This window comes from Streptomyces sp. WP-1 (assembly GCF_030450125.1).
GTDB lineage: Bacteria > Actinomycetota > Actinomycetes > Streptomycetales > Streptomycetaceae > Streptomyces > Streptomyces incarnatus.
On sequence record NZ_CP123923.1, the window covers coordinates 3,444,096 to 3,468,580 of the forward strand.

At 72.8% G+C, this 24,485-nt stretch carries 25 protein-coding genes and 2 tRNA genes; 11 read left to right on the plus strand and 16 right to left on the minus strand.

All coding sequences use genetic code 11. From position 1 onward, the window contains the following. Nucleotides 1-39 precede the first annotated feature (39 nt). Nucleotides 40-112, minus strand: a tRNA-Thr gene (locus tag QHG49_RS14845). Nucleotides 113-829: 717 nt separating this feature from the next. On the opposite strand from QHG49_RS14845, the gene QHG49_RS14850 reads away from it, so the two are divergent. Both QHG49_RS14850 and QHG49_RS14855 read left to right on the plus strand, forming a co-directional pair. Next, nucleotides 830-2,080 carry a hydrolase gene (locus tag QHG49_RS14850; RefSeq protein WP_301490009.1) on the plus strand — a complete coding sequence of 417 codons (1,251 nt, stop codon included), beginning with the start codon at nt 830-832 and terminating at the stop codon, nt 2,078-2,080. A gap of 74 nt (nt 2,081-2,154) precedes the next feature. Next, complete coding sequence (locus QHG49_RS14855) at nt 2,155-2,811, plus strand: SDR family oxidoreductase (protein WP_301490010.1); 657 nt, start codon at nt 2,155-2,157, stop codon at nt 2,809-2,811. A gap of 28 nt (nt 2,812-2,839) precedes the next feature. On the opposite strand, the gene QHG49_RS14860 is transcribed toward QHG49_RS14855, so the two are convergent. Beyond that, nucleotides 2,840-3,052, minus strand: coding sequence for a hypothetical protein (locus QHG49_RS14860; RefSeq protein WP_301490011.1), 213 nt, complete (start codon nt 3,050-3,052; stop codon nt 2,840-2,842). A 67-nt stretch (nt 3,053-3,119) separates the two neighbouring features. Beyond that, nucleotides 3,120-3,344 (minus strand): hypothetical protein, encoded by a 225-nt coding sequence (locus tag QHG49_RS14865; protein WP_159704075.1) that lies wholly within the window; start codon nt 3,342-3,344, stop codon nt 3,120-3,122. 334 nt (nt 3,345-3,678) lie between these two features. Between QHG49_RS14865 and QHG49_RS14870 the strand changes: the two genes are divergently transcribed. Genes QHG49_RS14870 through QHG49_RS14880 form a run of 3 tightly spaced genes read left to right on the plus strand, consistent with a single transcriptional unit; the run spans nt 3,679 to nt 5,724 of the window. After that, nucleotides 3,679-4,377 carry a hypothetical protein gene (locus QHG49_RS14870; protein ID WP_301490012.1) on the plus strand — a complete coding sequence of 233 codons (699 nt, stop codon included), beginning with the start codon at nt 3,679-3,681 and terminating at the stop codon, nt 4,375-4,377. A gap of 31 nt (nt 4,378-4,408) precedes the next feature. Then, complete coding sequence (locus QHG49_RS14875; RefSeq protein WP_301490013.1) at nt 4,409-4,966, plus strand: SigE family RNA polymerase sigma factor; 558 nt, start codon at nt 4,409-4,411, stop codon at nt 4,964-4,966. Further along, on the plus strand, nt 4,963-5,724 hold the full coding sequence (locus tag QHG49_RS14880; protein ID WP_301490014.1) for a hypothetical protein: 762 nt from the start codon (nt 4,963-4,965) through the stop codon (nt 5,722-5,724). The genes QHG49_RS14875 and QHG49_RS14880 overlap by 4 nt, the downstream gene beginning before the upstream one ends. Nucleotides 5,725-5,879: 155 nt before the next feature. Here the strand turns inward: QHG49_RS14880 and QHG49_RS14885 are convergent. Beyond that, nucleotides 5,880-5,961: transfer RNA gene (locus tag QHG49_RS14885), tRNA-Tyr, on the minus strand. Between the two features lie 224 nt (nt 5,962-6,185). Here QHG49_RS14885 and QHG49_RS14890 point away from each other — a divergent pair. Beyond that, complete coding sequence (locus QHG49_RS14890; RefSeq protein WP_037663331.1) at nt 6,186-6,674, plus strand: YajQ family cyclic di-GMP-binding protein; 489 nt, start codon at nt 6,186-6,188, stop codon at nt 6,672-6,674. A 72-nt stretch (nt 6,675-6,746) separates the two neighbouring features. Here the strand turns inward: QHG49_RS14890 and QHG49_RS14895 are convergent, their stop codons facing one another. Further along, complete coding sequence (locus tag QHG49_RS14895) at nt 6,747-7,016, minus strand: GlsB/YeaQ/YmgE family stress response membrane protein (RefSeq protein WP_145482692.1); 270 nt, start codon at nt 7,014-7,016, stop codon at nt 6,747-6,749. 271 nt (nt 7,017-7,287) lie between these two features. On the opposite strand from QHG49_RS14895, the gene QHG49_RS14900 reads away from it, so the two are divergent. Both QHG49_RS14900 and QHG49_RS14905 read left to right on the plus strand, forming a co-directional pair. Next, nucleotides 7,288-7,689, plus strand: a complete 402-nt coding sequence (locus tag QHG49_RS14900) for a YccF domain-containing protein (RefSeq protein ID WP_145482689.1) — start codon at nt 7,288-7,290, stop codon at nt 7,687-7,689. A 121-nt stretch (nt 7,690-7,810) separates the two neighbouring features. Continuing rightward, nucleotides 7,811-8,368: a DoxX family protein gene (locus tag QHG49_RS14905; protein ID WP_301490015.1), complete on the plus strand. Its 558-nt coding sequence runs from the start codon at nt 7,811-7,813 to the stop codon at nt 8,366-8,368. 69 nt (nt 8,369-8,437) lie between these two features. Here QHG49_RS14905 and htpX read toward each other — a convergent pair whose 3' ends face one another. The 11 genes from htpX to QHG49_RS14960 form a co-directional block, all read right to left on the minus strand. Next, nucleotides 8,438-9,301, minus strand: coding sequence for a zinc metalloprotease HtpX (gene htpX, locus QHG49_RS14910; RefSeq protein ID WP_301490016.1), 864 nt, complete (start codon nt 9,299-9,301; stop codon nt 8,438-8,440). Between the two features lie 342 nt (nt 9,302-9,643). Continuing rightward, nucleotides 9,644-11,272: an NADH-quinone oxidoreductase subunit N gene (locus QHG49_RS14915; RefSeq protein ID WP_301490017.1), complete on the minus strand. Its 1,629-nt coding sequence runs from the start codon at nt 11,270-11,272 to the stop codon at nt 9,644-9,646. Further along, nucleotides 11,269-12,843: an NADH-quinone oxidoreductase subunit M gene (locus QHG49_RS14920; protein ID WP_301490018.1), complete on the minus strand. Its 1,575-nt coding sequence runs from the start codon at nt 12,841-12,843 to the stop codon at nt 11,269-11,271. The genes QHG49_RS14915 and QHG49_RS14920 overlap by 4 nt, the downstream gene beginning before the upstream one ends. 6 nt (nt 12,844-12,849) lie before the next feature. After that, nucleotides 12,850-14,844, minus strand: a complete 1,995-nt coding sequence (locus QHG49_RS14925) for an NADH-quinone oxidoreductase subunit L (protein ID WP_301490019.1) — start codon at nt 14,842-14,844, stop codon at nt 12,850-12,852. Beyond that, nucleotides 14,841-15,215, minus strand: coding sequence for an NADH-quinone oxidoreductase subunit NuoK (nuoK, locus tag QHG49_RS14930; protein WP_145482672.1), 375 nt, complete (start codon nt 15,213-15,215; stop codon nt 14,841-14,843). Before nuoK ends, QHG49_RS14925 begins: the two co-directional genes overlap by 4 nt. Then, on the minus strand, nt 15,215-15,904 hold the full coding sequence (locus tag QHG49_RS14935) for an NADH-quinone oxidoreductase subunit J (protein WP_370530465.1): 690 nt from the start codon (nt 15,902-15,904) through the stop codon (nt 15,215-15,217). The genes nuoK and QHG49_RS14935 overlap by 1 nt, the downstream gene beginning before the upstream one ends. Then, the gene (locus QHG49_RS14940) at nt 15,901-16,524 is read right to left on the minus strand and encodes an NADH-quinone oxidoreductase subunit I (RefSeq protein WP_301490020.1); all 624 of its coding nucleotides are present in this window, start codon (nt 16,522-16,524) and stop codon (nt 15,901-15,903) included. The genes QHG49_RS14935 and QHG49_RS14940 overlap by 4 nt, the downstream gene beginning before the upstream one ends. Next, a complete protein-coding gene (locus QHG49_RS14945) occupies nt 16,524-17,492 on the minus strand; it encodes a complex I subunit 1 family protein (RefSeq protein ID WP_145482666.1) in 969 nt (322 codons plus the stop codon). Before QHG49_RS14945 ends, QHG49_RS14940 begins: the two co-directional genes overlap by 1 nt. Continuing rightward, nucleotides 17,489-19,267 (minus strand): NADH-quinone oxidoreductase subunit C, encoded by a 1,779-nt coding sequence (locus QHG49_RS14950; protein ID WP_301490021.1) that lies wholly within the window; start codon nt 19,265-19,267, stop codon nt 17,489-17,491. The genes QHG49_RS14945 and QHG49_RS14950 overlap by 4 nt, the downstream gene beginning before the upstream one ends. Then, complete coding sequence (locus QHG49_RS14955; RefSeq protein WP_046425874.1) at nt 19,264-19,866, minus strand: NADH-quinone oxidoreductase subunit B; 603 nt, start codon at nt 19,864-19,866, stop codon at nt 19,264-19,266. Before QHG49_RS14955 ends, QHG49_RS14950 begins: the two co-directional genes overlap by 4 nt. Then, nucleotides 19,857-20,273, minus strand: a complete 417-nt coding sequence (locus QHG49_RS14960) for an NADH-quinone oxidoreductase subunit A (RefSeq protein ID WP_167532155.1) — start codon at nt 20,271-20,273, stop codon at nt 19,857-19,859. The genes QHG49_RS14955 and QHG49_RS14960 overlap by 10 nt, the downstream gene beginning before the upstream one ends. Before the next feature lie 283 nt (nt 20,274-20,556). On the opposite strand from QHG49_RS14960, the gene QHG49_RS14965 reads away from it, so the two are divergent. From QHG49_RS14965 to QHG49_RS14975, 3 genes are all read left to right on the plus strand, one after another. Next, entirely contained in the window at nt 20,557-21,792 is a 1,236-nt protein-coding gene (locus tag QHG49_RS14965; protein WP_301490022.1) for a sensor histidine kinase, read from the plus strand. A 157-nt stretch (nt 21,793-21,949) separates the two neighbouring features. Beyond that, a complete protein-coding gene (locus QHG49_RS14970; RefSeq protein WP_370530466.1) occupies nt 21,950-23,323 on the plus strand; it encodes a sensor histidine kinase in 1,374 nt (457 codons plus the stop codon). Nucleotides 23,324-23,568: 245 nt separating this feature from the next. Beyond that, the gene (locus QHG49_RS14975) at nt 23,569-24,228 is read left to right on the plus strand and encodes a response regulator transcription factor (protein WP_301492787.1); all 660 of its coding nucleotides are present in this window, start codon (nt 23,569-23,571) and stop codon (nt 24,226-24,228) included. Nucleotides 24,229-24,485 lie beyond the last annotated feature (257 nt).

Here is a 24,485-nt window from a genome sequence, read left to right on the forward strand (position 1 = left end):
GATCGGAACCCGTCTTGCGACGGGAACCTCTCACACCAGAGCCCCAAAACGGAATCGAACCGTTGACCTTCTCCTTACCATGGAGACGCTCTGCCGACTGAGCTATTGGGGCGAGCGATGAAGACATTACACGGTCCGCCGCCGTTCACCCAAATCCATATCCACGCAGGGCCGGGACGCCTGTCGACGGGCCTGACGGGTGTGCCTCCGGAGGCCGCGCGGGGTGGCTGTGAGGAGCTTCGGGAGGCGGCGGAGGGGGCCCGGGGGTCGGGTACGGAGTCAGGTGCGGGGCGGCGGTACGCCGAAGCGGAACGGGCTGGGAGGCTCGGGCGGACGGGTCGGGCCGGGCAGATCGCCACAGAGAGTTACCGTCACGGGAGCCGAGCCGCCGCAGGCAGGCCGTACAGTCCGCACTCAGTGGCCGATGAGACCGCCGTCACACCCGGAGCGCGCCGGTGGGCTGGGAGGGTCGTACGGCCGTGGCTACGAGCTTCCGGGGGCGCGCGGATGACTCCAAGTGATCGCTGTACGGCCGCGCGGAGCACGCCGATCGGCGCCGAGCGGGCCGCGTCGCGGCGGCTGCGTGGGCCGCTCCTGGGAGCGGCGGTGTGGCGGCCGCGACCCGGTGCGGAGGCCGAAGGCCAGGCCCGCCGTGAACCACGCCGGTACGACTATTTCGCTCCTCCGCGACCTGTGCCGTTCGTCACCCTAGGCTCGACACGCCCTGTGTGATCTTGGGTCGCCCCGAGCCCCGGTCGCCGGTCACACCGTGTCACAGGCCCCCTCATGCCCCTCCCCCGACTCCGACCCCCCTCGACCTTGGAGCGCGATGCCCGACAGCCAGCCGCAGCCGCACCTGCCGTCGAACTCGCCGAATCCGTCGGGCGGTCTGCTGCTGTGCGGGGCGCGGCTGACCGACGGCCGGACCGTGGACGTACGGCTGGGCGGCGGGCGGATCGAGGCCGTGGGGACCGCGGGCAGCCTGGCGCAGGGGCCGGCCCGCGCGGGCGCCCAGCGGGTGGACCTCACCGGCTACCTGCTGCTGCCCGCCCCGGCGGAGCCGCACGCGCACGGCGACACCGCCCTGTCCGCCGAGGGGCCCGGCCCGGCCTCCTGCGCCCCCGAGGACGTCCGGCGCCGGGCCACGGAGGCGACGCTGCTCCAGCTGGGGCACGGGGCGACCGCCGTACGGGCGCACGTGCGCGTGGGCGACGTACAGGGCCTCGGCGCGCTGAACGCCGTACTCCAGGCCAGGCGGGCGGTGCGGGGGCTCGCGGAGCTGACCGCGGTGGCGATGCCCCGGCTGCTGACGGGGGTGGCCGGGGCGGACGGGCTGGCGATGCTGCGGGACGCGGCGAAGATGGGCGCCGCCGCGGTGGGCGGCTGCCCGGACCTGGACCCGGATCCCACGGGGTACGTGGAGGCGGTCCTGGAGGTGGCGGCGGAGCACGGCCTGCCGGTGGACCTGCACACGGACGCCGCCGACTCGGCCCGGCTGTCCCGGCTCGCGGCGATGGCGGGCGGCATGCGCCCCGGCGTGACGATCGGCCCGTGCGCCGGTCTCGCGCGCCTGCCCGCCGAGGCCGCCTCCCGCGCCGCGGACCAGCTCGCGGCGGCCGGGGTGACGGTCGTGTGCCTGCCCCAGGGCGGCTGCGGCGGCACCGACCGGCGGGGCACGGCTCCGGTACGGCTGCTGCGCGCGGCCGGGGTGCGGCTGGCGGCCGGCAGCGGCGCGCTTCGGGACGTGTCGAACCCCGTGGGCCGCGGCGACCCCCTGGAGGCCGCCTACCTGCTCGCCTCCGCCCACGGGCTGCGCCCCGAGGACGCGTACGACACCGTGAGCGCGACGGCCCGCGCCACGCTGGGCCTGCCCCGGGTCCGGGTGGAGGCGGGGTTCCCGGCCGAGCTCCTGGCCGTGCGCGGCGACCATCTGCCGGGCGCGCTCTCCCTGGCGTACAGCCGGATCGTGATCCATCGCGCGCGGGTGGTGGCCCGTACGAGCGCGGTCCGGGAGTACTGCAACTCGGCGGCGGCCACGGAGCCGGGGCTGCCGCGGCAGGGGCGGGGCGAGGTGCCGTAGGGCCGCCCGGAACCCGGTGTGCCCGGGGTCAACCCGTGCGGCAGGCGGGGATTTTCGGGCGTACGGTCTAAAGCATGCGCATTGTCATCGCTGGTGGTCACGGTCAGATCGCGCTGCGGCTGGAACGGCTGCTCGCCGCGCGTGGGTACGAGGTCGCGGGGATCATCCGCAAGCCGGAACAGAGCGACGATCTGCGGTCGGCCGGGGCCGAGCCGGTGGTGCTCGATCTGGAGTCCGCCGCCGTGGAGGACGTCGCGGAGCTGCTGCGGGGCGCGGACGCGGCGGTGTTCGCGGCGGGCGCGGGTCCGGGCAGCAGTACGGACCGCAAGGAGACGGTGGACCGGGGCGCGGCGGTGCTGTTCGCGGACGCGGCGGTGCGCGCGGGCGTACGCCGGTTCGTGGTGGTGTCCTCGATGGGCGCGGACCCCGCGCACCAGGGCGACGAGGTGTTTGACATCTATCTGCGCGCCAAGGGCGAGGCCGACGCGTACGTCACCCGTCAGAAGGACCTGGACTGGACGGTCCTGCGGCCCGGATCGCTCACCAACGACGCCGGGACCGGCCTGGTCCGCCTGGAGGCGCACACCGGGCGCGGCATGGTCCCGCGCGACGACGTGGCCGCCGTACTCGCGGAGCTGGTGGACACCTCGGCGACGGCCGGTCTGACGCTGGAACTGACGGGCGGTTCGACGCCGGTGTCGGTCGCGGTGAAGTCGGTGGCCGGGAACTGACTCCTGGGCGGCGGGAGTTGAGCACGCCTCAGAACAGCGGCAGCTGACCGGGGAACTCGGGTACGACGTATCCGTCCAGCGTCGGCTGCGCGGCCCCGAGCCGGGCCTGCCGCCGGGATCCCTCGCAGGAGACGAGCCGCGCGCCCTCCTGGGTTCCGGGCGGATCGTGCCGCGCGAAGCGGCCGGCCACGACGGCGATCTCGCGGTGGCACACGGGGCAGGTTCTGCGGCGGGCGGACATACCGCCAGTGTGCCTGCTCAGGAGCGCCGACCGATCGCACCCGCTTCAGGTGCCGGATCGCGCGGCCTCAGGTGCGCGACGGCGCCTCCCAGCACTCGGGGCCGATCCCGCGCCAGTCGATCAGCGGCGAGTCCGCGACCTGCTCCGGCTCGATCTCCAGGCCGGCCCGTCGCAGGAACTCCACCAGGTCCCGCACATTGTGCGCGAGCCCCAGGATCTCCCCGTCCACCCGGACCCGCCGCCCACCGCTCGGCGAGGGCAACTGGACGACGATGGGTCGCTTTCCGGCCATGCCTCCAGCATCATCCGGCCCGGAAGCGGCCGCATCCGCACCGGGATCCGGTTCCGGTCCCGGCCCTGTCCCTGGTTCCGTCGATCGATATTCGCTCACTCGTTCGATTCTAGTGGCATTTCCGGGAGCGGATCGGGCCTCGGCGGAGATGCCGCGAAGTGATGCCGTCGGCGTGCAACCCGCCGGGCGTGTTCGGGAGTACCTACGGGCGGACGTCCGAGCGGCGGCCACCTCTTCCGGTGGCCGCCGCAGGCCGGCGCGCGGGCCCGGCGCGCCGGCCGTCGAGGACCGCCCGGCACGGCGCCGGGCGGCGGCTTTGAAGGAGAAGTGCTCCGTGGTTCTCAGTACTGCCAGGAAGGCAGCCATGGCGGCCGTCGCGGTCGCCGCGCTCGGTGGGGTCTCGTTCTTCGGCGCGTCCGCGAGCGTGGCGGCCTCGGGCACGGCCGGCCGCACGGCATCCGCGCCCGCGCCCATGCCCACGTTCGCCTCCGCCGTCGCCAAGGGGTCCGTTTCCGCCCACCGGCAGACGCCGCGGGTGGTCACGCAGGTGATCGGCAAGGGGCGGATGGACGGGCACCGCTGGTCGGTGGCGCTGGAGTTCCACCGGACCCTGCCCAAGGGCTACACCCTGCCCACCCTCCCCGACGGCACGACGACGCCCGGTACGTCCCTGCTGTGCCAGCGGATGTACATCGGCGGCGTCCGCGTCGACCACCAGGGCGGCCCCTGGTCCGACTGCCAGCCCGTCACCGGCACCAACGACCCACGTCCCGCAGGCGAGACGGGCCTGTGGGGCCTGCACGACAAGGGAATCGACGGCAGCCGCCTCATGGTCGCCGACCCCGAACCCGGCGTCGCCTACGGCCTGATCACCCTCGCCGACGGCCACCGGATCAAGGCCACGACCGTCACCGTCCCCGGCACCACCTACCGCGCCTGGGCCGCAGCCGTCCCCGACGGGCAGACCATCGCCGTCGTCGACCAGTACGACAACCACAACAACCGACTCACCCACGACACCAACTGGCGCTGACCAACCGGACGAAGGACGGGCACCTCCTGCTGTGCAGCCAAGTGACCGCAAGGCCGCGGACAGCGGACCGGACGGGGAGTTCACCCGGTTCGTCGCCGCGCGTTGGCGGGCCCTGACCCACACCGCGTACCTGCTCACCGGCGACTTCCATGAAGCGGAGGACCTGGTGCAGACGACGCTGGCGAAGGTGTACCCGCACTGGCGGCGGCTGGATCCGGAGCGCGCCGAACACTATGTGCGCCGCGCCCTGGTGAACGCCAACCGCAGCCGGTACCGCCGTCGCAGGATCACTCATCTCCTTCTCCCGTCGCTGCCCGACACCGGTTCCGTCCACGACGACGGGGCCGGTGCCGGCGGCGCGGACGTGTACGACGCCCTCGCGCGCGAACTCGCCGGCCTGCCCGAGCGGCAGCGGGCGGTCGTCGTGCTGCGCTATTGCGAGGACCTGTCCGTCGAGGAAGTGGCGGACGTCCTCGGCTGCTCGGTGGGCACGGTGAAGAGCCAGGCGTCCCGGGCCCTGGCCAAGCTGCGCAGCCGGTCGTCCCTCACCCGCACCTACCCGGGCAGCCGCCCCGCAGAGGCACGATGACTCCAGACCACGGCCAAGAAGACTGGGCACGGGCGGCCTTCGCCCGGTCGCGCGAGGCGTATCGCTCGTCCCGGGCACCCGTCGACCGGATCCTGACCGTCGCCCGCGCCCGCCGGAAGCGCCGCCGTGTCGCGGCCGCCGTGGCGAGTGCCGCCTGCGTCGTCGGCATCGGCTTGTCGGTCACGTACCTCACGCCACCGCCCGCTTCCGTCGCGCCCGCGCGCCGTCCCTCACCGCCCGCGAGCTCCCCCGCAGCCACCCCCACTCCCCGCACGGTCGGTGTCCGGGTCGGCGGGGGGAAGACGGACGGGAAGCGCTGGTCGGTGGCGCTGGAGTTCCACCCGACCCTGCCCAAGGGCTACGCCCCGCCCCCTCACGGCGGCCCCGGTACGTCCCTGCTGTGCCAGCGGATGTACATCGGCGGCGTCCGCGTCGACCACCAGGGCGGCCCCTGGTCCGACTGCCAGCCGGTCACCGGCACGAACGACCCCGGCCCGGCGGGCGAGATGGGCCTCTGGGGCCTCCACGACAAGGGCGCCGACGGCACCCGCCTCATGGTCGCCAACCCCGAACCCGAGGTCGCCTACGGCGTCGTGACCCTCACCGACGGCACCCAGATCAAGGCCAGGACCGTCACCGTGCCGGGCACCAGCTACCGCGCCTGGGCCGCGCCCGTCCCCGACGGGCAGACCATCGCCGTCGTCGACCAGTACGACAACCACCACCACCGGCTCACCCACGACACCAACTGGCACTGAACCGGCCCCGCTGCCGCCGCTCGGACCGGTCGAGGGCGCCCGGCTCCCGGCAATGTCCCGGGGGCCGGCACCTCGAAAGCCGCAGCCTCGCGGCGACAACGAGAAACCCCCTCTGATCGAGCAATCAACTCGATCAGAGGGGGTTTCTCTCACTGTGGCGGCGCCAGGATTCGAACCTGGGAAGGCTGAGCCGGCAGATTTACAGTCTGCTCCCTTTGGCCGCTCGGGCACACCGCCAAGTTTGCCGCCAATCGAACCCGCTTTCGGCGGCGTTCCCCGGCAACGACGTAAACAATACCCGATCCACGGGGGTGCTTCGCCACCCGGTTGATCTCCAGCTCTCGGGTCCCGGGGTGACTAGGCTGGGGCGGATGCGGCCCGGCAGGATGCCGGGCCCGGCGGCCGCCGCCGCGCACGCCGGCACGCACCGACACACACCCCGATACAAGGAGCCACAGGACATGGCCGACTCCAGTTTCGACATCGTCTCGAAGGTCGAGCGGCAGGAGGTCGACAACGCCCTCAACCAGGCCGCCAAGGAGATCTCCCAGCGCTACGACTTCAAGGGCGTCGGCGCCTCGATCGCGTGGTCCGGGGAGAAGATCCTCATGGAGGCGAATTCCGAGGAGCGGGTGAAGGCCGTCCTCGACGTCTTCCAGTCCAAGCTGATCAAGCGGGGCATCTCGCTGAAGGCGCTGGACGCGGGTGAGCCCCAGCTGTCCGGCAAGGAGTACAAGATCTTCGCCTCCATCGAGGAGGGCATCTCCCAGGAGAACGCCAAGAAGGTGGCGAAGATCATCCGCGATGAGGGCCCCAAGGGCATCAAGGCCCAGGTCCAGGGCGACGAGCTGCGCGTCAGCTCCAAGAGCCGCGACGACCTCCAGGCCGTGATCGCCCTCCTGAAGGGCAAGGACTTCGACTTCGCGCTCCAGTTCGTGAACTACCGGTAGGAACCGGCAGGAGAACGGAGAGAAGGGTGGGGCCCCGGGGGCGCCCACCCTTCCGTGCTGCCGGGGCGGTGCTCAGCCGCGGCGGGAGTTGCCGAAGACCAGCCGGTAGGCGATCAGCAGCACCAGCGAACCGCCGATGGCCGCGACCCAGGTGGCGCCGTCGAAGAAGTGCTTGCTGACGGGGTGGTCGAGCCAGCGGGACGAGATCCAGCCACCGACGAACGCGCCCAGGATGCCGATGACGGTCGTGCCCAGGAGGCCGCCGGGGTCGCGTCCCGGCAGCAGGAACTTGGCTATGGCTCCGGCCAGCAGCCCCAGAATGATCCAAGCGATGATGCCCATAGCGCCAACCCTGCCCTTTCGCGCCCGGTGCGCACAGCCTCGCCCGTGAGATCTCGGTGAGGATGAGCGGTCCGCCGTGCGCATGTTCGTGCCGTCTTGGTGAACAGGACGCCGGCAAACCTCCGCCCGGTTGCCGCCGCCGGGTCGGGGGTTCGTCCCGGATCGTTCCCGATCTCGCTACAGGGACGCCCCCGTGCCCGCTCGAAGGTGTGATCGGCTGATACTTGTGGCAGCAGGGAAACCCGGCGCAGTGACCTGAGAGGTACCGATCATGAAGGTGTTCAACCTGCTGCTCAACATCCTGTGGCTGCTCTTCTGCGGCATCTGGCTGTCGATCGGCTATCTGATCGCCGCGCTGGTCTGCTTCGTCCTGATCATCACGATCCCGTTCGGCGTCGCCTCCCTGCGCATCGCCGGGTTCGTGCTCTGGCCGTTCGGCCGGACCACCGTGGAACGGCCGGGCGCCGGTGCCGGATCGGTCGTCGGCAACGTCATCTGGGTCATCTTCGCGGGCTGGTGGCTCGCCCTGGGGCACCTGATCACCAGCATCCCGCTGTTCCTGTCGATCATCGGCATCCCCTTCGGCTGGGCCAACCTGAAGCTCATCCCGATCTCGCTGATGCCGCTGGGCCGCGAGGTCGTCCGCTCGGACCAGGGGTTCGGCGGCCGCTGATCGATGTGCGGGGGCGCCGTACTTCCGGAATCATCGCTACAGGGGCGGCGACAACGGGGGCACAGGCGCCTGTCCAGGCTTGGGGGAAGCGCACATCCCGGCATCCGTACGGAGTTCTCAGATGCCCAGGAATCACATCGGCCCGACGAGCGCCACCGCGCCGTCGGCCACCCGGCGGGGGGCCGGCCGTACGGGGGTGAGCGCGGCGGACTGCGGACTGCTGCTGCTCCGGCTGACCTTCGGGCTGTTTCTCGCGGGCCACGGGTCCCAGAAGCTCTTCGGGCTGTTCGGCGGACCGGGGCTGACCGCCACCAGCAAGGGGTTCGAGTCGCTCGGCTACCGCCCCGGCAAGCTCTTCGCCGCGATCGGCGGACTCTCCGAGTTCCTCGGCGGCCTCGGCCTCGCCGCCGGGCTGTTGGTACCGCTCGCGGCCGCCGCGATCGTGGGCGTGATGATCAACGCCATGGTCACGGTGAGCGCCGCCCATGGGGTGTGGGTGGACAAGGGCGGGGTGGAGTACAACATCTGCATCGCCGTCGTCGCCCTCGCGGTCGCGGCCATCGGGCCCGGACGGCTCGCCCTGGACCGCCTCTTCCCGTGGAGAAACGGCGGCTGGCCCCAGGCGGCCGTCGCCCTCCTGCTCGGCGGTCTGGGGGCGGCGCTCGCGCTGGCCCTGTGAGGTGGTCTTGTGAGGGGCGCCGCACGCGGACGGGCCCCACCGACAAGGGCCGGCCCCCAACGGACCGGGTCAGCGCCTGTGGCCCGCCATGCCCTCCAGGCGCTGGATCCGCTCCGCCATCGGCGGGTGCGTGGAGAACATCTTCGACAGGCCCTGTCCGGCGCGGAACGGGTTCGCGATCATCATGTGGCTCGCGGTCTCGATCCGCGGCTCGGGCGGCAGCGGCAGCTGCTGGGTGCCGAGCTCCAGCTTGCGCAGGGCGCTCGCGAGCGCCAGCGGGTCACCGGTGAGCTGGGCGCCCGAGGCGTCCGCCTCGTACTCCCGGGAGCGGCTGATGGCCAGCTGGATCAGCGTGGCGGCGAGCGGGCCCAGGATCATGATCAGGAGCATGCCGAGCAGGCCGGGGCCCTCGTCGTCGTCCGAACGGCCGATCGGGATCAGCCAGGCGAAGTTCACCAGGAACATGATCACCGAGGCGAGCGCGCCGGCCACCGAGGAGATCAGGATGTCCCGGTTGTAGACATGGCTCAGTTCGTGCCCGATGACGCCGCGCAGCTCGCGCTCGTCCAGCAGGCGCATGATGCCCTCGGTGCAGCACACCGCCGCGTTGCGCGGATTGCGGCCCGTGGCGAAGGCGTTCGGGGCCTCGGTCGGGGAGATGTAGAGCCGGGGCATGGGCTGGCGGGCCTGCGTGGACAGCTCGCGGACCATGCGGTACAGCGCCGGGGCCTCGAACTCGCTCACCGGGCGGGCCCGCATCGCGCGCAGGGCCAGCTTGTCGCTGTTCCAGTACGCGTACGCGTTCGTACCCAGGGCGATCAGGACCGCCACGATCAGGCCGGTGCGGCCGAAGAAGCTGCCGATGACGATGATGAGCGCCGACAGTCCCCCGAGGAGTACTGCGGTCCTGAGCCCGTTGTGCCGGCGGTGCACGGTACGCCCTCCAAGTGGTACTGCGAGGAACCCTTCGGTCCAGTCCTTCGGTCCAGTGGACCCTTCCGCTCTGGTCAACGCCAGGTGGCGGTCACAAGTTCCCAGGTGGGCGGGGGCGGGCGCGGCGGCCGTACGAGTGAAGGGGCCCCCGCGCGGGCTCGCGGGGGCCCGGTGGGGCGTCGTGGGAGAGGGCGGCGGGCCGTCGTGGGTGAGGGCGGTGGGCCGTCGTAAGAGCGGGTGGCGAGCCGTTGTGGGGGCGGCCGGTGGGCTGTCGTAGGAGCGCGCGGTGGGCCGTCATAGGAGCGGGTGGCGGGCCGCCTCGGAGGGGCCCGCCGGTCCCTCTCAGAAGAGCCCGGTGGCCGCGAACCGCAGGACCAGCTGGGGTGCCCCGGACAGGGCGACGCCCGCCACCCCGGCGAGGGTGATCGCGGCCGTGAGCGGGGCCGGGATCCGGTGCCGGGCGGTCTCGCCCTCGGGGGCGCGGAACAGCAGGGCCGTCCACTGGAGGTAGTAGAAGAGGGCGGTCACCACGTTGACGGCCATGACGACCGCGAGCCAGCCGAGGCCCGCGTCGACGGCCGCCGAGAACACGGTGACCTTGGCGAACAGGCCGATGATCCCGGGCGGCAGGCCCGCCAGGCAGAGCAGGAAGAAGGCCATCAGGAGGGCGGTCACGGGATTGGTGGCGTACAGCCCCCGGTAGTCGGAGATCCGGTTCCCGGCGCGGCCCCGGCCCACCAGGGCGGCGACCGCGAACGCGCCGAGGTTCACGGCGGCGTACATGAGGGCGTACGCGACGGTGGAACCGATCACCTTCTGCCCGTCTTTGACGTACCCGGCCGCCGCGATCGGTACGAGGAGATAGCCGGCCTGGCCGACGGAGGACCAGGCGAGCAGTCGTACGGCACTACGGGCGCGCGTGGCCTGCTGGCGCAGCGCGCCGACGTTGCCGACGGTCATGGTGAGCGCGGCCAGGACGGCGAGCGCGGGCCCCCAGACGTCGGCGTACGAGGGGAACGCCACCACGGTGACGAGGATCAGGCCGGAGAAGCCGACCGCCTTGCCGACGACCGACAGGTAGGCGGCGACGGGCAGCGGCGCGCCCACGTAGGTGTCGGGCACCCAGAAGTGGAAGGGCACGGCGGCCGTCTTGAAGGCGAAGCCGATCAGGGTGAGGACGACGCCCGTCTGGGCCAGGGTGTGCAGCTGGCCGGGAGTGTCCGGAAGCCGTTGCGCCACCTGGGTGAGGTAGAGGGTTCCGGTGGAGGCGTAGACGAAGCTGACGCCCATCAGGCTGATTGCGGTGGCGGTGACCGAGGACAGGAAGAACTTCAGGGCGGCCTCGGCGGACCGCCGGTCGCCGTGCCGGATGCCGACCAGGGCGAAGGCGGGCAGGGAGGCGACCTCCAGGGCCACGATCAGGGTGGCCAGGTCGCGGGCGGCGGGCAGCAGGGCGGCGCCGGCCGTGGCGGACAGCAGCAGGAACCAGAACTCGCCCGACGGGACGCGCCGCCGGTCGTCGTCCAGGGTGGTGATCGACAGCAGGGCCGCGAGCAGGGCGCCGCCGAGGACCAGGAGCTGGATGACGAGGGTGAAGTGGTCGGCGGTGTAACTGCACGCGCGCGGGGCGCCGGTTCCGGGACCCGCGCCGGTGCCGGTCAGGCAGAAGGTGGCGCGGTCGCCGTCCAGGAGCGGCAGCAGCATCAGCGCGGCGGCGGCGAGCCCGGCGACCGAGATCCAGCCGAGGACGTTCTTGCGGCCCTCGGGCAGGAAGAGGTCGGCGACGAGCACGCCGAGCGCCACGACGGCGGCGATCAGGGGCGGGGCGACGGCGAGCCAGTCGACGGACTGGACCAGCGAGGCGGCGGACGCGGCCAGGGGCTGTCCGAGCGGCTGGGCGAGGGGGTGGACCAGCGGCGCGGCGGACGCGGCGGCCTCGGTGAGCGGCTGGGCGAAGGGCTGGGCGCTCATCGGGTGCCTCCTGCGAGCAGCTGGTGCACGGCCGGGTCGGTCAGGCCGAGCAGGGCCCGCGGCCACAGTCCGGCGACGACGGTCAGGGCGACGAGCGGGGTCCAGGCCGCGAACTCGTAGCCCTGGACGTCGGCGAGCTTCGGGGCCTCGCGCTCGGCGCCGCCCATGCACACCCGGCGGACCACGATCAGCATGTACGCGGCCGTCAGCAGGGTGCCGAACGCGCCGATCGCCATGAAGGTGAGGAACGCGGGGCGGCTGAGGTCCGCCGCGGGTTTGAACGCGCCGAACAGAGAGAGCATCTCGCCCCAGAACCCGGCGAGTCCGGGCAGCCCGAGGGAGGCCACGGCGCCGAAGGCGAGCAGGCCGCCGAGGCGGGGCGCCTTGCCGTACAGGGCGAGGCCGGTCTTCTCGGAGAGTGTGTCGAGGTCGGTGCTGCCGGTGCGGTCCTTGAGGGCGCCGACCAGGAAGAACAGCAGGCCGGTGACGAGGCCGTGGGCGATGTTGGCGAACAGGGCGCCGTTCACGCCGGTCGGGGTCATGGTGGCGATGCCCAGGAGGACGAAGCCCATGTGGCCGACGGAGGAGTAGGCGATCAGCCGCTTGAGGTCGCCCTTCGCGCCCCGCCTCGCGAGCGCCAGGCAGGCGAGGGACCCGTAGATGATCCCGACCACGGCGAACGCGGCGAGGTACGGCGCGAAGGTGTGGAATCCGTGCGGCGCGACCGGCAGCAGGATCCGGACGAAACCGTACGTACCCATCTTCAGCAGGACACCGGCCAGCAGCACCGAGCCGACGGTCGGCGCGGAGGTGTGGGCGTCGGGCAGCCAGCTGTGCAGCGGCCACATCGGGGTCTTGACGGCGAGCCCGAGACCGATCGCCAGAACGGCGATGACCTGCACGGACGCGGTCAGGGACCGGCCGTTGTCAGTGGCGAGTGCCACCATGTCGAACGTGCCCGCCTTGATTCCGATCAGGAGCAGGCCGAGCAGCATGACGACGGAGCCGAGCAGCGTGAACAGGATGAACTTCCACGCGGCCCGGGTCCGCCCCTCGCCGCCCCAGCGGGCGATGAGGAAGTACATCGGGATCAGCACGGTCTCGAACGCGAGGAAGAACAGCAGCAGATCGAGCACGGCGAAGGTCGCGAGCGTGCCGGTCTCCAGCAGGAGCAGCAGGGCGACGAACGCCTTCGGGGACGGGCCCGCGGGCGGCTTGAAGTAGGAGTGGAGCGCGCACAGGAAGGTCAGCAGCGCGGTCAGTACGACGAGGGGGAGGGAAATGCCGTCGACGCCGAGGTGGATCCGCACGTCGAGCGCGGGGATCCAGCTGATGTCGGTCGTGGCCTGCATCCTCGACGGATGGTGGTGGTCGAAGCCGAGCGCGAGCAGGATCGCGGCGGCGAGGATCACCCCGGTCACGGTGACGCCGTGGCGCAGCACGGACCGCTCGGGCGACTTCCCCTTCAGTCCGGGCGGGGCCGGCAGGAGGGCGGCGACGGCGCCGATGAGCGGGCCGACGACGATCAATGCGAGAAGGACCCGCATCACGGACTCGTTGATATCGATCACGCCTGCTCACGCTCCCGTGGCGACGAGGACGACGGCGACCGCCAGGACGACGGTGCCGGCGAGCAGCGCGCTCACATAGGTCTGCACATTGCCGGTCTGGGCGCGGCGTACGGCGGCCCCGAGCAACCGGGGCAGCGCGCCGGCGGCGCCGACGTAGGTGTCCACGACCTCGCGGTCGAGGAAGCGGACGAGGCTCGCCGCGGCCAGCACCGGGCGGACGAACAGCGCGGTGCAGACGGCGTCGAGGTGGAAGCCGGCGGCCGCGTGCCGGTGCAGCGGGCCGAGCAGCGCCCGTCCGGGGTCCGCCGGGTCGGGGGCGTAGGCGATGTCGCCGTAGGCCGGGGTGTGGCTGGCGATGGCCTCGGCCTCGACCAGTCCCGCGTCGCCCTCGGGGTGGGCGGCGACCGCGCCGAGCGGGGAGCCGACGAGGCTTCGGGTGGTGCGCTGCCAGACGCCGTAGGTGAGGAGGGCGCCGACCACGGCGAGACCCGTGCCGAGGATGGAGGTGAGCGGGGTCGGGGTGAGCGAGGCGCCGTCGAACCAGCCGGGCAGCACCCGGTAGGCGAGCCCGCCGAAGGCCAGGGAGGGCACCGCGAGGACCCACAGGACCAGGGTCATGGTCAGCGGCTGGCGGCCGTGGTCGGGGGCCTCGGCGCCCCGGCCGTGGAAGGCCAGCAGCCACAGCCGGGTGGCGTAGGCGGCGGTCAGTACGGCGGTCACCAGACCGGCGACGAGGACGAGCCAGCCGGCCGCGCCGGGCACGTGCGCGGTGTCCCCGTGCGCCGCGTGTTCGGCGGCGCCGAGGACGGACTCCTTGGAGAAGAAGCCGCTGAACGGCGGGATCGCGGCCAGTGCGAGCAGGGCCACGGTCATCGTCCAGTAGGCGTCCGGGACCCGTTCGCGCAGGCCGCGCATGCGGGACATGGCGGCCAGCGAGTTGGTGCCGGCGGCGTGGATGATCACACCGGCGGCGAGGAACAGCAGCGCCTTGAAGGCGCCGTGGGACAGGAGGTGGAAGACGGCGGCACCGCGGTCGCCGACGGCGAGGGCGCCGGTCATGTAGCCGAGCTGGCCGATGGTCGAGTAGGCGAGGACGCGTTTGATGTCGTCCTGGGCGAGCGCGGCGAGGCCGGAGCCGGCCATGGTCACGGCGGCCATCACGGCCAGGACCAGCATCGCGGCACCGGATGTTTCGAACACCGGGAGGAGACGGGCGACGAAGTAGACACCGGCGGCGACCATCGTGGCGGCGTGGATCAGCGCCGAGACCGGCGTCGGGCCGGCCATGGCGTCCGGGAGCCAGGTGTGCAGCGGGAACTGCGCGGACTTTCCGGCCACGCCCGCGAGCAGCAGCAGGGCGACGAGGGTCGGATGGTGCAGGCCGCCGCTCGCGACGGTGCCGAGGACGCGGGTGATGCGGAAGGAGCCGGCGTCGGTGGCGAGCGCGAACAGGCCGATCAGGAACGGCACATCGCCGAGCTTGGTGACGAGGAACGCCTTGAGGGAGGCGGCGCGGGCCTCGGGGGTCTCCCAGTAGTGGCCGACCAGGAAGTAGGAGCAGATGCCCATGACCTCCCAGCCGACCAGCAGCACGATCAGGTCGCCGGAGTACACGACGAGCAGCATCGCGGAGGTGAACAGGGAGACGAGGGCGGCGTACGAGGGGTAGCGCGGGTCGTCGCGCAGGTAGCCGGTGGAGTAGATCTGCACGCAGGTCGCGACGAAGGCGACCAGGATCGCGACGAGCGCGGCGAAGCCGTCGAGGTGCAGGGCCAGTTCGACGGGCACCGAGCCGGTGGGGGTCAGCTCCGTGTGCGCGTCCACGGCGGGCCCGCCGCCCTGGCGGACGGCGACCAGTGCGGCCAGCACCAGCGAGGCCAGCGGCGGCAGCACGGCGAGCGGGCGCACGAAGCCGGGCGCGGTGCGGCCGAGCAGCAGTCCGGCCGCGGCACCGAGGAACGGCAGCAGGGGGACGAGTACGGCGAGGGTGGTCGTGGTCACGCGGTGGCCTCGGTCTTCCGTGCCGCGGCGGCACCCGGTTCCGCGTCGCCCCGGCCTTCGGCGGTGTCGCGGAGCTTGTCGATGTCGGAGGTGCCGCTGTTGCGGTACACGGCGAGCACGATCGCCAGGCCGATGCCGATCTCGGCGGCGGCGACGGCGATGGTGAACAGGGTCAGTGCCTGGCCGGAGTGCAGGGTGTCGCGGGCGGCGCGGCTGAGCCAGACGTCGAAGGCGACCAGGTTGAGGTTGACGGCGTTGAGCATCAGCTCGACCGACATCAGGACCAGGATCGCGTTGCGGCGGGCGAGGACGCCGTACAGGCCGGTGCAGAAGAGGAGGGCGGAGAGTACGGCGGGGTAGACGAGGTGCATCAGCGGGCGCCGTCCTTCTGGGCGGGGACGGGGGTCGGCGTACGGGCTTCCGGCTCGTCACCGGCGTCGGCATCGGCATCTGCTTCGGCCTTGGCCTTGCGGGACAGGACGATCGCGCCGACCAGGGCCGCGAGGAGCAGCACGGACAGGGCCTCGAAGGGCAGCACCCAGTACCGGAACAGACTCGCGCCGGTGACCCGGGTGGTGCCGGCGGCCGGCCCGGTCAGGTCGATCCACGTCGTACGGAAGGCGTCGGTGACCACCCACACCAGGGCGACGGCGGCGGCGACCGCGACCGCGAGGGCGGCCCAGCGGTTGCCGGAGTCGGCGTCCGGGGAGCGGCCGATGGGGGCCCTGGTGAGCATCAGCCCGAACAGCAGGAGTACGACGACGGAGCCGACGTAGATCAGGACCTGCACCCAGGCGATGAACTCGGCCGTGAGCAGCAGGTACTCCACGGCGAGGCCGCCGAGCGCGACCACCAGCCACAGGGCGGCGTGCACCAGCTGCCGGGTGGTGACGGTGATCAGCGCGGCGCCGAAGGTGACCAGGCCGACGAGGAGGAAGGCGATCTCGACGCCGGTCGGGGAGAGGAAGCCGTGGGGGGCCGCGGCGAGGGAGCCGTGCGAGGCGGCGGCGAGGGAGCCGTGTGGGGTGGCGGCGAGGCTCAGGGCGGGGGCGGGGCTCATGCGTCGCCCTCCTCGGGGTCGGTGCGCGCGGTGTCGGTGCGCGCGGCTTCGGCCTCCGCGGCTTCGGCCTGCGCGGCTTCGGCCAGCTTCTCGGCGCTCTTGCGGGCGGCGGCGATCTCCTTCGGCTCCTCCGCACCCGGGTCGAGCGCGGGCGGGGCCGGCACGGTCCACATCCACTCGCGGAGCTTGTCGCGCTCGTGGGTGAGTTCGTGGATGTCGGTCTCGGCGTACTCGAACTCCGGGGACCAGAACAGCGCGTCGAAGGGGCAGACCTCGATGCAGATACCGCAGTACATGCACAGGGAGAAGTCGATGGCGAACCGGTCGAGGACGTTGCGGCTGCGCTCACGGCCGCCGGGGGCGGCGGGCGGGACCGTCTCCTTGTGGGAGTCGATGTAGATGCACCAGTCCGGGCACTCGCGGGCGCACAGCATGCAGACCGTGCAGTTCTCCTCGAACAGGCCGATCACGCCCCGGGTGCGGGGCGGCAGTTCGGGCAGCGTGTCCGGGTACTGCTCGGTGCCGTGCCTGCGCGTCATCGTGCGCAGGGTGACGGCGAGGCCCTTGGCGAGGCCGGAGCCGGGGATGCGGGACCGGGTGGGCGGGCGCGACGCGGCCATCAGGAGATCACCACCTTGACGATGCCGGTGAGGGCGATCTGGGCGAGGGAGAGGGGGACGAGGAGGGTCCAGGAGAGCTTCTGGAGCTGGTCCTCGCGCAGCCGCGGGTAGGTGACGCGGAGCCAGATGACGACGAAGGCGAGGATGGCCGCCTTCAGCAGCGTCCAGACCCAGCCGAGCCCGTCGGCGCCCCAGGGGCCGTGCCAGCCGCCCAGGAAGAGCACGGTGGTCAGGCCGCACAGCACGACGATGCCGGCGTACTCGGCGAGCAGGAACAGGGCGAAGCGCAGCCCGGTGTACTCGGTGTACGCGCCGAAGATGATCTCCGAGTCGGCCACCGGCATGTCGAACGGCGGGCGTTGCAGCTCGGCGAGCCCGGCGACGAAGAAGACGACCGCGCCGATGAGCTGCCAGGGCAGCCACCACCAGTGGAAGGCGTGCAGGATGCCCGGCAGGGAGACCGTGCCGGCCGCCATCGCGACGGAGGCCGCGGCGAGCAGCATCGGCAGTTCGTAGGCCAGCAGCTGGGCGGCGGTGCGCAGGCCGCCGAGCAGGGAGAACTTGTTGGCGCTCGCCCAGCCCGCCATGAGCGAGCCGAGCACGCCGACGCCCATCACCGCGAGCGCGAAGAACACGCCCGCGTCCAGGGCCTGTCCGACGGCGCCCTCGCTCGGTCCGATCGGGATGACGAGCAGGACGAGCAGGTAGGGCAGCAGGGCGACGGCCGGCGCGAGCTGGAAGACCCGGCGGTCGGCCTGCGCCGGCACCACGTCCTCCTTCTGCGCGAACTTCACGCCGTCGGCGACCAGCTGGGCCCACCCGTGGAACCCGCCCGCGTACATCGGCCCGAGCCGCCCCTGCATATGGGCCATCACCTTGTGCTCGGTCTGCCCCACGACCAGCGGGAAGACGAGGAAGACGACGAACACGGCCACGAGCCGCAGGGCGACGTCGAGTGCGCCGTTCACTGCGGGCCTCCTGGGGGGTCGGTCGGGGGGGAATCGGGGTCGACGGGGGGTTGGCCGGGCGCGGACTGCGAACCGGCCGGGTCCGAGGGCTCGGCAGTACCGGCCGGGTCCGAGGGCTCGGCCGGGTCCGACGGCTCGCCCGTCTGCGAGGGCTCTTCCGGTTGCGAGCGCTTGGCCGGTTCCGAGCGCTCGGAGGGCTCGGTCAGTTCCGAGCGCTCGGAGGGCTCGGTCAGTTCCGAGCGCTCGGAGGGCTCGGTCAGTTCCGAGCGCTCGGAGGGCTCGGTCAGTTCCGAAGGCTCCGCAGGTTCCGAAGGCTCGGCAGGTCGTGGTGGCTCGGGTGCGGGCTGTGGCGCGGTGGGTTCGGCGGGCTGCGGCTCGGCCGACTCGGCCGACTCGTGCGGTTGTACGGCTCCTCGCGCGGCCCCCTCTCCGGGCTCCGTCTGGGCGGCCTCCGTTTCGGCGGACTGCCCGGCCTCAGCGGGCTGCCCCGGCTCGGTGGCCTGCCCGGGCTCGTCGAACGCCGGGCGGGCGTGGTGCCAGGGGGCGTCCGAGCTGCGCGGGGCCGTACGGCCGGCCGGGCGGTCGGCGTTGCCGGGACTCGCGGGCGCGGCGACCGACTCGGCCGCCGACGACTCGGTCGCCGAGGCCGGGGGCTCCGGAGCGCGCTGGGAGGCGGAGCCCCCCGACGCGCTGCGGGCACGACGGGGACCGGCCGGTGCCGGGGCAAGCCCGGACGCCGCCGGACCCTCCGCCGCGTTCTGCGCGGTTTCGCCCTCGGCCGCGGTCCGCGCGGTATCACCCTGCGCTGCGCCGCCCTCCGCCTCCGCCGCCTCCGCCGCCTGGCTCACCGAATCCTCGCCCGCACCGCGCACCCGCCGCGGCCGAGCCGGTCCACCGGCGGCGGGACCCGGCTCGGCACCGGCCGCGCCGTCCTCGGCCGTCGGCTCCTTCGGCTCCCCCGCCACCTGACTTGCCGAGCCCTCGCTCGCGCTCCGCGTCCGCCGCGGCCGAGCCGGCGCACCGGCCGCGCTCTCCTCCACCGCCTGGCTCGCGGAACCCTCGCTCGCGCTCCGGGTCCGCCGGGGGCGGGCCGGAGCGGCGGCCTCCGCCGGACCCTGCTGACCGGTCGAACCTTCCGCGGCCGTGCGGGTGCGCCGTACCGGACGGTCCCCGGCGCCGCGGGCCGGGCGGGCCGGGGCGGCGGGGAGCTGTCCCTTGAGGGGGCCCCACTCGTTGGGGTCGGGGACGCCGGGCGGGAGCATCTGGCGGCGCTTGGGGCCGCCGTGCTCGGACTCGCCGGGCTCCTTCGCGCCGGGCCACGCCTTGGCGACGCGGGCGGCGAGGACGAAGTCCTTGCGCAGCGGGTGGCCCTCGAAGTTCTCGGGCAGGAGCAGGTGTTCGAGTCCCGGGTGGTCCTCGAAGGTCACCCCGAACATCTCGTAGGTCTCGCGTTCGTGCCAGGCCGCGCCGGCGTACACCCCGACGGCGGTCGGCAGCACCGGCGCCGCGTGCGGCACCGTCGTACGGACGAGGAGGCGGCGGACCGGGTTCAGGGCCACGACGTGGGCGGACACCCGGAAGCCGGCGCCCGGTTCGTCGACCGCGCTGAGCCAGTCGAAATAGGTGCAGGTCAGCGTCGTACGGGCGGTCTTGAGCGCGGTGAGCCAGGCGGACGGCGGGACGTCCACCGTCAGAACCTCGTACGACTCCTCCGCCACCGCGTCCGCGCCGAACAGTTCTTCGACGGGGGCGGGCAGCCAGCCGGCCGTGCTCATCGCGCGCCCTCCTCGCCGGACGGGGCGGGCGGCCGGACCAGACCGCTCTGGAGCGCGGCGGCGGACGGGCGGGCACCGCCGTGGCCGTACCGCTCCCCCAGCGACTCGGCGGCGATCTTCTCCTGGAGCTTGAGGATGCCCTGGAGCAGAGCCTCGGGGCGCGGCGGGCAGCCGGGCACGTAGACGTCCACGGGGATGATCTGGTCGACGCCCTTGGTGACGGAGTACGAGTCCCAGTAGGGGCCGCCGCAGTTGGAGCAGGCTCCGAAGGAGATGACGTACTTCGGCTCGGGCATCTGTTCGTACAGGCGCTTGACGGCGGGGGCCATCTTGTCCGTGACCGTGCCCGAGACCACCATCAGGTCGGCCTGGCGGGGCCCGGGCGCGAAGGGGATGACGCCGAGCCGGATGAAGTCGTGCCGGGCCATCGACGCGGCGATGAACTCGATCGCGCAGCAGGCGAGGCCGAAGTTGAAGACCCAGAGCGAGTAGCGGCGGCCCCAGTTGAGGACCACCTTCATGGGCTCGGGCGCCAGCCTGGCCAGCGCGCCCAGCCGCTTGGGCTCGGGGAGGAGTACGGGGTCCGGGGTCACGTCCATGCCAGGACGCCCTTCTTGTATGCGTACAGCAGGCCGACGGCGAGGAAGCCGAGGAAGATGAACATCTCCACGAGGGTCGTCGCGCCGTAGCCGGGGGCGGCGAAGACCGTCGCCCAGGGGAACAGGAAGACGGAGTCGACCGCGAAGATCACGTACAGGAAGGCGTAGACGTAGTAGCGGACCTGGGTGTGGGCCCAGCCCTCGCCGACGGGGTCGACGCCGCACTCGTAGGTCAGGAGTTTCTCCGGGGTGGGCACTACGGGGCGCAGCAGCCGTCCGGCGCCGAACGCGACCGCGACGAACAGCACGCCGACGACGGCGAGCAGCCCCACGGCCGAGTAGGACCGGAAATAACCGGCCCCGGTGCCGACATGTCCGGCCGCGGTGACGACGTGTGTCGCGGCGATGGTCGAGTCCCCCAGCGTCTCCCGCACCGTCCGTCCCTCACTCCCTGACCTCATGACCTGTACGCACGGGAGTCTAGGCCCTGATAAAGAAGCGGTAAGCAGGCAGTCACACCCCGAGACGTCCCGGAGAGCCGGGAGCGGACGTCCCGGAGAGCCGGGAGCGGGGGCCGGGGTGGGGTCTGGGTAGGGCCGGGGTGGAGGCCGGGGGTGGGGTTTTCCCCCGTGGGCGGAGGGCGGTGTACCGCATGGCGCGGAAGGTGCCGCATTCGGCAGGCTGTCCGGTATGACCGCTCCCAGCTCCGCCGCCGGCCCGCACGAAGGCCCTGATCGGTACGACGGCCCCGACCGGCCCGGCATATTTGGTGGGTCCGGCGGCACCGACCGCCTCCCGCCCCCGAGGCCGGCCTACGACATCCGCACCTGGAAGGAGATCGCGCACCTCCTGCTGAATCTGCCGACGGCGGTGTTCGGCTTCGTCTACGCGATCACCGCGCTGTCCGTCGGCGGCTCCCTCAGCGTCACCGTGGTGGGTCTGCCGCTGCTGGCGCTGTCCCTGCTGGGCGCCCGGCAGCTGGGGAAGCTGGAGCGGGCGCGGGCCAGGGCGCTGCTCGGGGTCCGGGTGGAGGAGCCGTCGCCGCTGCCGCTCGCCCGTGGTGAGGGCATGCTCCAGCGGGCGTGGATGGCCCTGAAGGACCCGGTGGGCTGGCGCACTCTGCTGTACGAAGCGATCCGCCTGCCCTGGGGCGTCCTCACGTTCTGCACGGTGCTGGCCTCGCTGTTCGTGCTGTGGCCCGTGCTGCCCTACCTCGCCCGCGGACTGACCAACGCGGACCGGGCGATGGTGCGCGGCCTGCTCTCCCCCTCGGACGAACTGGAGCGCCGCATAGCGGAGCTGGAGTCGGACCGCGGTGTCGTGGTGGACACGGCCGCCGCCGACCTGCGCCGCATCGAGCGCGATCTGCACGACGGCGCGCAGGCCCGGCTGGTCAATCTGGCCATGGGCCTCGGCCTGGCCAAGGAGAAGCTGCTGGAGGACCCGGACACCGCGGCGGAGATGGTGGCGGAGGCGCACGGCGAGGTGAAACTGGCCCTCCAGGAGCTGCGCGACCTGGCCCGGGGCATCCACCCGGCGGTCCTCACCGACCGCGGCCTGGACGCCGCCCTGTCCTCGGTCGCCGCCCGCTGCACGGTGCCGGTCAAGGTGACCGTGGACCTCACGGACCGCCCCGCCGCGGCCATCGAGGGCATCGCCTACTTCACCGTCTCCGAACTGCTCCAGAACGTCAGCAAGCACAGCGGGGCCCGCTCGGCGTCGGTGGACGTGTGGCGCAGCACGGACCGGCTGCTGATCCAGGTCCAGGACGACGGCCGGGGCGGCGCCAGGCTGGACGGCGGCACCGGGATGCGGGGGCTGGCGGACCGGCTGGGCGCGGTGGACGGCCTGTTCGTGGTCGACTCCCCGGCCGGCGGCCCGACGGAGGTCACGGCCGAACTGCCGTGGCGGGACCGGGAGAAGTAGCCGCGCGGCACGGCCGGTGACACCCCCGGGCCGACCGGGGGTGGGGAAAACCCCCGGTTCAGGACGCCGACGGACTCCATGGTCCCGAGGGCCTCGGCACACGACTCTTGAGGTACGGCTGAACCGCCGTTGGGACGAGGAGAACGGAACGAGATCGATGGCCACTCAGTACGGACACGGCGGGTACGGCCAGAGGTACGACATGGACGACGACGAGGGGCGGTACGGATACGGCCCGCGCCCCGGCCGCCGCCCCCGGCTCCCCGCCGCGCTGCGGGCGCCGTTCGAGGGCCGCACCTGGCGGGAACTGGGCTACGTCCTGCTGAGCCTGCCGGTCTCGATCGCGCTGTTCACCTGGACGGTGACGATGGTGTCGCTGGGCGCGGGCCTGCTGGTGACCTTCCTCGGCGTTCCCGTCCTCGCCGCCGCGCTGGCCGGCGCCCGGGGCTTCGGCGCGCTGGAGCGGGTGCGGGCGCGGGCGCTGCTGGGCGTGGACGTGCCCGGCCCGGAGCCGCTGCGAGTGCGCAAGCCGGGCGCGCTGGCCTGGATGGGCGCGGTCCTCAAGAGCGGCGCCTCCTGGCGGAGCCTGCTGTACTCCCTGGTCCAGCTCCCCTGGGCGATCTTCACCTTCACGGTCGCGGTCACCCTGTGGGCGCTGAGCCTGACCCTGCTGACCTACCCCCTGTGGTTCTGGGTCTTCCCGACGTACGCGGGAGAGGGCGGCTTTCAGCTGTACGGCGACGAGCACCACCGCATCTACCTGGACAACCCCTTCGAGATCACCGTGACCGCGCTGGTCGGGCTGCTGTTCGCGCTGGCCACGCCCTGGCTGGTGCGGGCCCTGACGACGGTGGACGGGCTGCTGGTGCGCGGGCTGCTCGGCCCTTCCCTGCTGTCGGAGAGGGTGGTGGAGCTGGAGTCGGACCGGGGCGTCGTGGTGGACACGGCCGCCGCCGACCTGCGCCGCATCGAGCGCGATCTGCACGACGGCGCGCAGGCCCGGCTGGTCGGTCTGGCGATGGACCTGGGGCTGGCGAAGGAGAAGATGCGGGAGGACCCGCAGGCGGCCGCGCGCATGGTGGAGGACGCGCACGGCGAGGTGAAGACGGCGCTCCAGGAGCTGCGCGATCTGGCCCGGGGCATCCACCCGGCGGTGCTGACCGACCGTGGTCTGGACGCGGCCCTGTCGGCGGTGGCGTCCCGGTGCACGGTGCCGGTCCGGGTGGAGGCCGACCTGCCCTCCCGTCCGGCCCCGGCCATCGAGGGCATCGCCTACTTCACGGTCTGCGAGCTGCTCCAGAACGTCGCCAAGCACAGCCGCGCACGCTCCGCCTCGGTCGATGTATGGCGCTCGGAGGACCGGCTGATGCTCCAGGTGACCGACGACGGGGTGGGCGGCGCGAGCGCCTCCGCCGGTTCGGGTCTCGCGGGCCTCAAGGACCGGCTGGACGCGGTGGACGGCATCCTGCTGGTGGACTCCCCGGCGGGCGGTCCGACCCGGGTGATAGCGGAACTTCCCTGGCGCGGCTGAGCGGTGTCCGGGCCGGCGGCCGACCGGCGCTCACGCAACGGCCGAACAGTGATCGAATCAACGGCCGGGCACCGGCCAACTCGCCTCTGATCAGCGGATACACCGGCGCTCGACCGAGTTGTCCACAGGGCGTGGCACGCTGTGTGCCGATTCCTGGAATGCTTGGTCCTCGTACGAAGGCGCGTCCCCGAGGGGCGTCGCCACGGGACCGCGCATGACGGGGGCGAAGGATCGTGGAGGACAGGGTGCGGGTGGTCATCGCCGAGGACTCGGTGCTGCTCCGGGAGGGTCTGACCCGGCTGCTGACCGACCGGGGACACGAGGTGGTGGCCGGGGTCGGCGACGCGGAGGCGCTGGTGAAGACCATCGCCGATCTGGCCGGCGAGGGCGCGCTGCCCGATGTGGTGGTGGCGGATGTGCGGATGCCGCCGACGCACACCGACGAGGGGGTGCGGGCGGCCGTGTCCCTGCGCAAGGCGCATCCCGGGCTCGGGGTGCTGGTGCTGTCGCAGTATGTGGAGGAGCGGTACGCCACCGAGCTGCTGGCCGGTTCCACCCGGGGCGTGGGCTATCTGCTCAAGGACCGGGTGGCGGACGTCCGGGAGTTCGTGGACGCGGTGGTGCGGGTCGCCGGGGGCGGTACGGCGCTGGACCCGGAGGTGGTCACCCAGCTGCTGGGCCGCAGCCGCAAGCAGGACGTGCTGGCCCGGCTCACCCCGCGCGAGCGCGAGGTGCTGGCGCTGATGGCGGAGGGGCGTACGAACTCGGCGATCGCCCGGCAGCTGGTCATCAGCGACGGCGCGGTGGAGAAGCACGTCAGCAACATCTTCCTGAAGCTCGGGCTGTCGCCGAGCGACGGGGACCACCGGCGGGTGCTCGCGGTGCTGACCTACCTGAACTCCTGACCTCCGGGCTCCTGACCGGACCCCCTCGGGAGGCGGTGGGCGGCCCCCGGCGTCAGGGGCGCGTCAGGGGATCCGGCTTCCGTGGGAACGAGGGGTGCCCGGCAGGAGAGTGGAGGGGCGAACCGGGGAAGGAAGCCCTGACATGTCAGCGCTACACGCCGTCTCGAAACATCATCCGAATCTCCGGATGACCTCGGGAAGGCGACCCTAACCGACGTAGGGTTGATCCTGGGATGGTCCGTGGGACGACCACGCCC